The following is an 11,604-nucleotide window of genomic DNA, read 5'->3' on the forward strand; positions in this document are numbered from 1 at the left end:
CTGCTTTATAGAGGCAGATGATTAAAAAGAAATCAAGTTTTATTTTTATTCCTGAAGGACGTTATGGTGCATTAGGAGATGTTTTTAATGATTATGACATCCTTTTTTTGATTTTTTTCAGTTCAAGAGTGCTTTTTGTTTGAGATTAAATCCGATCAGGCACAATCCGGCCTCTATCTCTACTTTAGGAATAGATCGCAGCATGAACCGTTTAAAATTTTTGTTTTGCTTGAGGCAAGCAAACACAGGCTCTATGGTGTAGCATCTTTTTTTTCGATGGGCGATGCCTTGTTCACTTTTCAAATTTTCATTGGCTTTATTTTTCAGTTGGATCAGTTGCTGATTGACTTCGATTGTTCTGTTGTTTTTTGATTGATGACATACGCTTCTTAACGGGCATCCGTTGCAGTTTTGCGTCTGGTATTTTTTTACCTGTTGTGTATATCCATTTTCGGTTGTGCGTGTTGAAGTACTGATGTATTGCATGCGTTGACCCATTGGGCAGTAGTAGCAATCTTGCTCCTTATTGTAATAAAGTTCATCACTCTTAAATCCTTTCTTATAGGTGGCTTTGCGCTTTTGTTCTTTATCAAAGGTGTTGTATTTAACATAGCCCTCAATGCTGTTGTTTTGCAGGAACTGATAGTTTTCGTGCGACCCGTATCCGGCATCTGCTGTGATGCTCTTTGGATAACTACCGTAAAGTTGTTGATATTGATTGATGTGCGGAATGAGAGTAGTGGTGTCGGTTGGTTTTTGATGCAAGCTGTAGTTCACACAAAATATTTTTTTACCGGGACATGAACTGGCTTGTAAATTATATCCGGCTTTAAGTTGTCCGTTACGCATGTGGTCTTCCTTCATACGCATAAAAGTTGCATCCGGATCGGTTTTGCTGTAACTGTTTCGATTACCCAGTATGGCCTCTTGTTGCTCATACTTTTCCATGCGCTTTACAAAATCGGTTTTTGCTTTTTTGATTTGGTCAAGAGTTTTTTTTTCAACCTGTTTGTTTTTCAATGCCTCATCAATCTGCGCTGCCACAGCTTTTACTTTTGCTGCATCGATGTTCTTAAAATCAATCGGTTCGGTATCTTTTAATTCTTCTACGGCAACTTGCTGGCTGTAGTTCCACAACGCTTCTAACTGTTTTGCTATTTTTTCCTTTTGCGTTTTGATGGCTTTGCCCCACACAAAGGTGTATTTGTTGGCATTGGCTTCTATCTTGGTGCCATCGGTATAAACTTCTTCTATACTAACCAGTTCTTCCTTTACCAACAGGGTTACCACCTGGGCAAATATTTCTTTAATCTCATTTTTTAATTTCGAACTGCGAAAACGGTTAATCGTATTATGATCCGGTGTACTCATACCCGTTAGCCACATGTAATGGATGTTCTCTTTCAGGGCCGCTTCTATTTTACGACTGCTGTACGTATTGCTTAAATAAGCGAACACAATGGCGCTTAATAGCATACGTGGATGATATGAACTTGTACCACCTCCTTTATACTGATCAATCAGCCCATCTATTTTAATTTCGCTGATGATTTGTTGTACTACACGCACCGGATGATTCTTATCAATGAGTTCATCAAAACTCGGTGGCAACAACATTTGCGGATTAAACTGATATGGTTTGAATACTATATTGGTTTTGCTCATGCAACAAATTTAGTTGCATCACCTTTCCTTCTTTCCCTTTTGGATAACTATTCTTTTTTTGTTAATAACCTTTGATTTTCTAAAAAATCAAAAGAGGCTGCCTACTTTTGAGACAGCCTCTTTTTTATTCTGATAAAATTTCAAATCTACTGAACCAATGATTTCTAAATTTTAAATTCTTTCGTAACCACTTTCTTCTTACACACCAAAGTTAATGTTGCACACAACGCTACCCGTCAGACGAGGATGAGTGGGGGTTAACTCACCTTACTCCGGTTAGGTTGCTCTCGCAACTGATGTAATTGGAGGTAATTAGAAACGTTCTGCATTTTCAATTTGTATCATGACAGTTGTATAGTTGCATCATTCATGATATGAGTTTTGTTTGAGTACCTTTATTACACGAATTTTATTACCACTTTGCAATTTTAAAAAGTACAATCCTTCTGATTTTTGACTCCAGTCAAGTTGATAATTAAGCCTTTTAAATTTAACTTGTTCGTTTAGCTTTCCATAAATATCTGTTACTGTCAGCAACACTTCTCCTTCGGCTTCAGGAAAATTAATTCTTAAAGTATTGGTTACAGGATTTGGAGATACGTGTAAGTTATCTTTTTCTACTTCCTTGGTTGAAGTCAAAAAATTCAAATCGTTTGGGAAGTTAGGCAACCCGACAGAAATATAATTACTATCTAAAGAAACAGCATTGGTATCATAGCCACACATCGGCCCCTGAGCATCGGGATAATTGATTGCACCTAAATAGGTGCTCCATAATTCAACAACATAAATTTTGTTATCAGGAGCTAAAGCTAAATCGCACATATACATTGGTGTCTGGCCAACTACAACCGGAGGTAAAGTATTCTGTGTCATATCAAACTGATAAAGAATACCGGGATGATAATATGAAACATAAAGATATTGCCCGGATGGGGAAAAGGCGCTTGAATACAACCATGAACTATAATATAAAATATCGTTTGCAGGATCAAACGAAACAATTCCTGTTGAGTTATCAAAAGAATAGGTTTGAACACAATCATCATAATATACTACGCTCAACTTGTTACCGGCTACATTTGATTTCATTGTGCCACAACCCATATTGCCATTGGGTGTTACACCTGTAGTACTTACAACAGGTGTTAGAACGACTCCTGATGGCGTAACCCTGAAACTTAAAAACTTATTTTCAAGTTTTTTATGTGCTATTAGCCAGTAATCCTGACCATTTGAATGGCGGATTGCACTTTGTTTTTCTGACATTGCAGTATCCAATAGAAAATTTTTAACTGTAACATCACCCAAGCCACCATCAAGTGTAATGTCAACAACAGAATACCACAAACCATTTGATGAATCTAAACCTCTTTCTGTTGTAAAAACATAATATTCTGTTGTGCTTAGTGGTTTTTTTACAATCAGCGCAGCTTGTGTGGCAGAAGCACTACTGTTTAATCCAACACCATTGGGCATGGCATGATGTATTCTGTTAAAAACATGTTCGCCATCGGCATAAAAAAGTAGTGTTCCGGCACTATCACTTATTGAAGAACATCCTTCCTGGGTAAGTGAGCTTATTGCACATCCCGGCATAAAAACCGGACTACCGATGTTAAATGACAAATAACAGTATTCGCCAAACAACCAATTGTTATATTCCTTTTGCGCATTTGAACAGAGTGCAATGAATATAAAAAAAATTGTAATGTTTTGTTTCATATTACATTAATTTAATGCTTTATTTTATTTTCCTGCTCTCATGCAATCCTTTTTTATACCACCTCTTTTTTAAAAACCATGCTTGACTGCTATCCGGTTTGAAATCGGTTGGGTAAAATTTGTAGAATGCAGGTGTTTTATAAATAAGAATAGAATCATTAACATTATACCTGCTTGAATTATATAACTTATTCCACCAAGTGCATTTTTCTTCTGAAATAATCAAATTATTTGCACTCCCAATCCTTCCATACAAATCAATTGTATTTCTATTCATTAATCCAGTTTGATGTGTACCGTTATTATAGAAATATTGAATAATCAAACTATCGTTGATTAGGCGATAAATTCCCCATTTATCTCTTACTATACTTTTTATGTTGTAATCTTCTTTTAATTCCTGAAAAACGGAAGATTCTTCACTCCAAACTAGCTCATAATTTTCAATGTGTGTATAATTTGAGATTAATACCTGTCCGTTATTATAAAGAAACATAAAAATAGGCGAATGGTCGTTGTTACTTTCGCTTATTAAATAGATGCCATTCGTTTTTATATCCTGTTTTTGCTGTTTAATGGTCAATGGCGTTTTATAAATGTAAAAATATTTATGTACGTTATAACAACTTGACAGCATCAAAAATATCAATACATATAAAACAATTTGAAATTTCATCATATTATTTTATTTAAAATAAACCAAAGGGATTATACGTTCTATAATACAAATATAACTTAGATGGTGTATTATAATCAGTTATAATATATGGAGATCCATGCCATCCAGGAATTAAATTAGCCCACCATGACTGATGAATACCGTTTTGAAAAGCATCCTGTATCCAAGGGGAATCAATACCTATACGACTAACAGTGCCTGCACCATTTACTCCGAAATAAAGGGAACTATAAATTCTTTTCCCATCAGCATAAGACCCATTTCCCCCTCTATTTTTTTTATATATTCTACTTTCCCAAGTTTGGTCTATTTTACTTTTATCAGGATTGTTTGTATAAACATTCATCCCCACAGACAATTCTCCGTAGCCAATTTCAGCAGCTGCAGTTCTGTATTTATCACCACCGCCCCACGATGATGGTAAAAACGCATCATTGGTCATACTAAAAGAAAAATCACCATTGTGGTATGAAGCATACCAGTTGGTCTGAGCATCATAACCACCATAGTGTGTAAAGCCCAAGGTATAGCTGCTGTTGCTTTGGTTATAAGTTGCCCCAAAGCCATATTGCCATTCATTGCCTTTGCTACTTCCTGCTTTCATGCAGTCCTTTTTTATACCACCTCTTTTTTAAAAACCATGCTTTGCTGCTATCCGGTTTGAAATCAGTTGGGTAAAATTTGTATTCAACAGGAGGAGTGAATTTTTTAACAGCATTTTCATTGTATATCGTAGGGGACATGGACTGGCACCATCCACACTGTTTTTCCACTAACATTATCGTGGAATCATTGGTAATTACCCCTCGTAATTCAACCAAATCTCTTTTAACAGTAGTCTGATTAAATTTATAAAAATATTGTATATAAATTGAATCATTTATAATTTTATAACTTCCCCACCACTCTTTATTAGGAAACTTATTCCAATATTTTTCTAATGATTCTGCGTAATCTTTAGGATTCGACCAAAACAAATTAGCCATGTTTTCTACACCATGTGGTGGCACATAAGTACTGCCATCTAAATAAAAACAAATATATCCTGTTGGGTAAGATTCATTACTACTTTTTATGAAATAAATACCATCATAACGAATACGGAATTTATTCTTCGAAAAAGGAACTTCCTTGAAATAGTTAAAACGTTTATGCTTACTTATGCAAGCTGGTAAATTAATAATAGTTACAATCAGTATTACCAAAATTATCCGTTTTTCATATATCATAATATTAGATTAAGATTAATATAATGAATAAGGAGAGTTAAACTTATTAAACCTATAAAAGCCGGTAGGAGTGGTATAATCTATCTGAAAATACGGTGAGCCTCCCCATAATATTCTTGCAAAACGAGACTGATGTAACCCATTTTGAATGGTATCCTGAATCCAAGGGGAATCTATGCCTATACGACTAACAGTACCTGCACCATTTACTCCAAAATAAAGGGAACTATAAATTCTTTGCCCATATGTATAAGTCCCATTAGGATTATCTCCATAAATATGAGAAGTCCAATTATTGTTCGTTTCGGATTTACCATCAACATAAGGATTATTAGTATATAAACTCACTCCAAGTCTTAAATTTCCATATCCCAGTTCAAACCCTGCTGTTCTGTACTTATCACTACTATTACCATTTACAATATTTAAAAACGCATCATTGGTCATACTAAAAGAAAAATCACCATTGTGGTATGAAGCATACCAGTTGGTTTGAGCATCATCACCACCATAGTGTGTAAAGCCCAAGGTATAGCTGCTGTTGCTTTGGTTATAAGTTGCCCCAAAGCCATATTGCCATTCATTGCCTTTGCTACTTCCTGCTTTCATGAAGTCCTTTTTTATACCAGTGCTTTTTTAAAAACCATGCCTGACTGCTGTCGGGTTTGAAATCGGTAGGATGATAATAACAAAGAATTGTATCCTGATCGAAAAAAGTCTTTAAATCATAAGCATAAGTTGGATAGATTATCAATGTTGAATCATTTAAAATTTTAGTTTTAGTTTCCAAAACCATTCTTCCACAAAAGCAATCATTACATTTACCAAATTGTTGAAATATCATTGTTGAGTCACTTGTTACTTTATAATTACCCCATAATTCCTTATTATTAAAATCGTATTTACTCAATAAATAATTTGGATTAAAAGGTGCATGGATCATATAAGGATCCATTAAGATAGAATCCTGAGGAGTTTTTTCGAACAGCATGATATCTTTAACTAATCCATTCTCAAAAAAATAATAGGCTGTTTTTAATTTCTTGTCTGTAGATAAATAAACCCCATTCATAATAAATCTATTTTTTATATCGGCAACAGGCTCCTTATAGATCTTATAGGGTTTAATACAATTTAAACAAGATGATAAAAGCAGGACAAATACAGCTAATAATACAAATGAAAAATTTTTCATAACAAATAGAGCTAATAAAGTGAAAAGGTAGAATAAATACCATAACGTAAATACCAATTAGTAGGTGGTCCATTTCTTGTATCAAAATACGGACTTCCTGAAATGTATTTATGAATACCATTTTGGAAAAAATCTTGTACCCATGACGCATCTACTCCAATTCTGCTAACCGTCATCCCTGAGTTTATTCCAAAATATAATCCTGCATATACTCTACTTCCTGCTTTCATGCAATCCTTTGTTATACCAATGCTTTTTTAAGAACCATGCCTGGCTGCTGTCGGGTTTGATATTTATTGGAAAAAATTTATATTTTACTTTCGGTAAATAACTTTGTGGATTTTGTTTTTTATTGTATTCGCATTGATAGCAGTGAAACCACCGTCCACAATTTCTATCTGTAATTAGTAACGTTGAATCATTCTCAAAATATCCGTTCAATTCAATCATATATCTTTTAAAGATAATACTTTCCTGATCCGTCCTTGTAAAATATTGTATTTTTATCTTGTTTCCATTAATTTTATAAGCCCCCCACCATTCTTTAATTCCTTTATTGTTTTTATTTACATTGTTATTAAAAATATTATTTACATTTTGATAAGGGTCACTCCAGAAAATCGAGTCATAAATATGCATATAAGGCTCAATGCTTCTAATTAACCATGGTCTATTTTTATCATACCCAAATTCAGTTTCCACCAAATAACGATTATGTCCCCCAGAACTACGAATATAAGTCAATCCATTAGTGTATAGAAATAAATATACGAATGGAACACACCTTTCAACTGGTTCACCATTTAAATAATAGATACCAGTTGTTTTAATATTAAAGGTATTTAAGTCTTCCTTTGGAAAAGAAAAATTAGTAAATTTTTTATGTGTTGTATAACAACCAATTGTTAATAAACAAATTATAAAACTTGAATAATACGTAATTATTAAGATTATTTTTTTCATCAATAAAGTGAATAAGGAGAATAAAAACGATTAAACAAATAAAAACTTGCAGGGGTAGAGTAATCAGTAGGAAAATAAGGTGAGCCTCCCCATAATATTCTAGCAAATTTGGATTGATGTAATCCATTTTGAATGGCATCCTGAATCCAAGGGGAGTCAATACCTATACGACTAACTGTATTTCCATCGCTAACACCAAAATATGCAGCACTATATATCCTTCTACCATCTGCATATGCACCTTTTCCTGAAGCATTCTCTCCATAAATTGGAGATGGCCAATTTTCTCTGCTTTCTGAAACAGGATTATTCGTATAAATACTTACACCAATACTTAAATTTCCATATCCCAGTTCAAACCCTGCTGTTCTGTACTTATCACTACTATTACCATTTACAATATTTAAAAACGCATCATTGGTCATGCTAAAAGAAAAATCACCATTTTGGTATGAAGCATACCAGTTGGTTTGAGCATCATCACCACCATAGTGTGTAAAGCCTAAGGTATAGCTGCTGTTGCTTTGGTTATAAGTTGCCCCAAAGCCATATTGCCATTCATTGCCTTTGCTATTATAAGAGTAACCTCCAGAAACACCAAACATCCAGTTGCCCGAACGATAACCAACATTAACTCCTGCACTGATATCGCGCTGAATGCCAACCCCAACACTTGCTGCGGCTTGCCAATCGCCCTGGTTGTAGCTTGCATTAACTGAAACACCGATTGAATATACATCTAATCCTGCTGTTATCTTAAAATAATTGTTTTTGTATATTGTAAATTGACCCAACTGGCTCATTCCATTGGTTACGGTATTGGCAACATCACTAGAAAATTTCCAGTCGCCACCGCTTGACATTGCTGTACAAGAAAAGAAAAAAAGCCAGGAGGCTGCTTTTAGAAAATGCCCACTCGGATCCGTATATTTCAACGGATTATTGAGCGCATACGCATACCGGTTCATACCAATGGTACTCGACACATTGTTGTTGTAATTGTCAACACTTAACATGCGGCAGAGGGTGGGGTCGTACATGCGGCCGTTCATGTTTATCAAATCAAATTTTTCTAAATGCTCATGTCCGGTGTAACCTCTGTCGAAATACAGTGCCGATGGAGTTGGTGTAAGCGGAGCATTTGCCTGATACAGTGCCCATGTTTGTGGGTCTCTGCGCCTGCCCCAGGCATCAAAGCTCACCTGCTGCAGTACGTTACCTGCATCGTCTGTTATACAATCTATGCTGCCAAGGTAATCTGTAGTTATATAGCGTGTGTTATACTGCGTTGCCGGTGTTTTTTCCACCACTGCCACCAACCCGTAAGGTGAATGAATGTAATGCAATCTTCGCATTACATTATTGCTTGCATCTCTAAATTCCTCATAGTCGCCTGCATAGTATTTAATCTGTTCGGTGGTGTTGGTTTGCGTATTTATCAGTTCGGTTTTAAAACGCTCGTCATCAGCTGCATAGGCTATGTTGTACTCATAGTCTCCTTCGGTTATCTGACTTGCTTTGTTAAAAGCGGTGTAGGCGATTTTTTGGAACATTACCACATTACCCCTATTATCTAAAATATTTAATTCCCAAACTTTCTACATAAAAATAAGCATTAGTGCTTTTTTTATAAGTTTTTTTTGTGCGTAAACACTCATCAGTAATAATAAATTGCGTATAATTAGATTTATCCCAATATTCAAGCAAGGATGGCTCTCCTGGTCTTCTACAATCAACATCAGAAGTAAGCGATGTTGTTATAATCTTCTTTAGATTATTTAAATCTCTATCTTTTAGTATTACAGAATCTTTTTTTATCATTTTAATACCTTCTCCATCATTTGACAATCCAATTGTTTTATAAAAAGTAGCTGACTTTTCATGAAATTTTATTTCATACAAAAAATATATTCTTTCACAAGTCAGCTCATACGTTATGCTCGGTTTAATGTCAGTTCTATTTTTTAAACAAGATTGCTTTAAATTCGTGGGAATTAATATTCTTAACGAAGGGGTTTGCTCTTCAACAATCTTCTCTACCCTTAACTTTTTATATATATACGAAAACCTTGCATCATCTATTACTTCAATATAATTATTCACAACACCATTATTTACTAATGTTTTAACATCAGTGGAGTTTACTGAATGTAGAGGATTAAAAGTTATAAGAGTATCTGTACATTCAATATCAATAGTTTTTAACACATAATGCATTCCTCTATTTTTTTTATTTGAGCTAAAGATTTCACTATTGTTATCAATAATATTCACCATACCTATATTAAATTTAAAATTGCCAAAATCATCAACATTGTATGTTAGCGTATATATAGAATCGTGTGTTACATACAATACAGGTTTACGTTTAATGACGACCTCTTGGAGTTGCATAAACGAGTTTTCTTTTTGAGAATAACAATATGGCGTGTAGCCTATCAAAAAGATAAAACAATGTGCAAAAAATATTCTAATAGTTACCATTGAATAAATGGAATTATAGTTCTGGAATAAAATAAATCTCGGAAAGAAGATACTGGATTGCTTAAATAACGATAACCATAAATTTTAACACTACTAATTCTTTCTAAAGATTCAAATCGGTAGGTAGTACCATGAAGTTCTTGTTTTATTATGGTATTTCCTATTAGGGAGTTATTAGATGGAACTTCGACTCCTGTTAATCTATCAACATTTGATGAAGCTTTAATGGTTGCAACAAAATTACCATCCGAATTAGTGTTAATTTTAATATATTCTCCTTCCACTACTTGAGTGTCGTATGAACCATTCACCTCACTATAACCTACCTTGTTATCATTTAAAGCATTCAACGATGCATCACCAATTCGATTAATTTTAACAATCACATTTTGTTTTTCTGCACCAGTCCAAAAATTTCTGTCATGAATAACAGCATCTATTCCTCCTGTAACTCCACCAAGAACCCCTCCTACAACGGCTCCTATTGTTCCATCGTGAAGACCTGCTTGAAGCATTTGTCCTATATTTTTGTTTTCTATAATTGAGTTGCCAAATCCAGTTACAAAGCCTCCTGCAAAGCCCGCCCCCGTACCGGTCACAAACCCCGAAGCAAAGCCTGTACCTGCAGCCGTTGAAGTGCCCACAAAACCTGCTCCAAATCCCGCTCCACCAACTACAGATGCTATTCCTCCTCCCACACCGGCTGCTAATGCGCCTGCTGCTGCACCAACACCAAAAAAACCAAGCCCTTTTGCATTAAATTGAGCGCCATGTACAGCCCAATTTACAACTCCCCCCACAACAGCACCTATTACAATATGCCATATATGCCCATCTTCTTCATAATATTTTAAAGGATTGTTCCCAACATACGCATACCTGTTCATGCCAATGGTACTCGACACATTGTTGTTGTAATTGTCAACACTTAACATGCGGCAGAGGGTGGGGTCGTACATGCGGCCGTTCATGTTTATCAAATCAAACTTTTCTAAATGCTCATGTCCGGTGTAGCCTCTGTCGAAATACAGTGCCGATGGAGTTGGTGTAAGCGGAGCATTTGCCTGATACAATGCCCATGTTTGTGGGTTTCTGCGCCTGCCCCATGCATCAAAACTCACCTGCTGCAGTACGTTGCCTGCATCGTCTGTTATACATACTATGCTGCCAAGGTAATCTGTAGTTATATAGCGTGTGTTATACTGCGATGATGGTGTTTTTTCCACCACTGCCACCAACCCATAAGGTGAGTTAATGTAATGCAATCTTCGCATTACATTATTGCTTGCATCTCTAAATTCCTCATAGTCGCCCGACATACACTTTGTTTATATGATTATACTCTCAAAAGTAAAAAATTTTTTCATGTATTGTTTTTTGTATTCTATGGCAAGCGTTAATTACATCCTCGTCTCTCGCACACTATGCTACCCGTCAGACGAGGATGAGGGGGGATTCCAAAACCAACTGTATAATTAATTCAATGCTGCATATGTAATTCCTGCCAATATCATAAGGATTATTGAAAATGTCATATATGCAATAGTAATCAATATAAAATGTACTTTCTTAAGCCTATTGGTTTTGTCATAATACTCTTCTATTTTTTTATAATTACTATTATAAAGAAATAAACTTTTGTTGATGAAATATAATATAATAGG

The 11,604-nt window shown here is 35.0% G+C and carries 12 protein-coding genes; all 12 read right to left on the reverse strand.

All coding sequences use genetic code 11. The features are described from left to right. Positions 1-117: 117 nt before the first annotated feature. Positions 118-1,665 (reverse strand): IS1182 family transposase, encoded by a 1,548-nt coding sequence (locus V9G42_02070; GenBank protein MEI2758201.1) that lies wholly within the window; start codon positions 1,663-1,665, stop codon positions 118-120. A gap of 363 nt (positions 1,666-2,028) precedes the next feature. Next, positions 2,029-3,390 (reverse strand): T9SS type A sorting domain-containing protein, encoded by a 1,362-nt coding sequence (locus V9G42_02075; protein ID MEI2758202.1) that lies wholly within the window; start codon positions 3,388-3,390, stop codon positions 2,029-2,031. A gap of 19 nt (positions 3,391-3,409) precedes the next feature. Further along, a complete protein-coding gene (locus V9G42_02080) occupies positions 3,410-4,069 on the reverse strand; it encodes a hypothetical protein (protein ID MEI2758203.1) in 660 nt (219 codons plus the stop codon). Between the two features lie 10 nt (positions 4,070-4,079). Further along, positions 4,080-4,673: a polymorphic toxin type 23 domain-containing protein gene (locus V9G42_02085; protein ID MEI2758204.1), complete on the reverse strand. Its 594-nt coding sequence runs from the start codon at positions 4,671-4,673 to the stop codon at positions 4,080-4,082. Continuing rightward, entirely contained in the window at positions 4,657-5,298 is a 642-nt protein-coding gene (locus tag V9G42_02090; protein ID MEI2758205.1) for a hypothetical protein, read from the reverse strand. Before V9G42_02090 ends, V9G42_02085 begins: the two co-directional genes overlap by 17 nt. A gap of 15 nt (positions 5,299-5,313) precedes the next feature. Next, complete coding sequence (locus V9G42_02095; protein ID MEI2758206.1) at positions 5,314-5,907, reverse strand: polymorphic toxin type 23 domain-containing protein; 594 nt, start codon at positions 5,905-5,907, stop codon at positions 5,314-5,316. Next, positions 5,891-6,370 (reverse strand): hypothetical protein, encoded by a 480-nt coding sequence (locus V9G42_02100; protein ID MEI2758207.1) that lies wholly within the window; start codon positions 6,368-6,370, stop codon positions 5,891-5,893. Before V9G42_02100 ends, V9G42_02095 begins: the two co-directional genes overlap by 17 nt. A 134-nt stretch (positions 6,371-6,504) precedes the next feature. Beyond that, positions 6,505-6,723: a hypothetical protein gene (locus V9G42_02105; protein ID MEI2758208.1), complete on the reverse strand. Its 219-nt coding sequence runs from the start codon at positions 6,721-6,723 to the stop codon at positions 6,505-6,507. Further along, positions 6,707-7,456, reverse strand: a complete 750-nt coding sequence (locus tag V9G42_02110; GenBank protein MEI2758209.1) for a hypothetical protein — start codon at positions 7,454-7,456, stop codon at positions 6,707-6,709. The genes V9G42_02105 and V9G42_02110 overlap by 17 nt, the downstream gene beginning before the upstream one ends. Beyond that, positions 7,456-9,009, reverse strand: a complete 1,554-nt coding sequence (locus V9G42_02115) for a polymorphic toxin type 23 domain-containing protein (protein MEI2758210.1) — start codon at positions 9,007-9,009, stop codon at positions 7,456-7,458. The genes V9G42_02110 and V9G42_02115 overlap by 1 nt, the downstream gene beginning before the upstream one ends. Before the next feature lie 16 nt (positions 9,010-9,025). Next, positions 9,026-9,850 carry a hypothetical protein gene (locus V9G42_02120; GenBank protein ID MEI2758211.1) on the reverse strand — a complete coding sequence of 275 codons (825 nt, stop codon included), beginning with the start codon at positions 9,848-9,850 and terminating at the stop codon, positions 9,026-9,028. Positions 9,851-9,933: 83 nt separating this feature from the next. Further along, a complete protein-coding gene (locus V9G42_02125; GenBank protein MEI2758212.1) occupies positions 9,934-11,259 on the reverse strand; it encodes an RHS repeat-associated core domain-containing protein in 1,326 nt (441 codons plus the stop codon). Between the last annotated feature and the right edge of the window lie 345 nt (positions 11,260-11,604).

It is taken from the genome of Bacteroidia bacterium, assembly GCA_037045145.1.
Taxonomy (GTDB): Bacteria; Bacteroidota; Bacteroidia; order AKYH767-A; family OLB10; genus OLB10.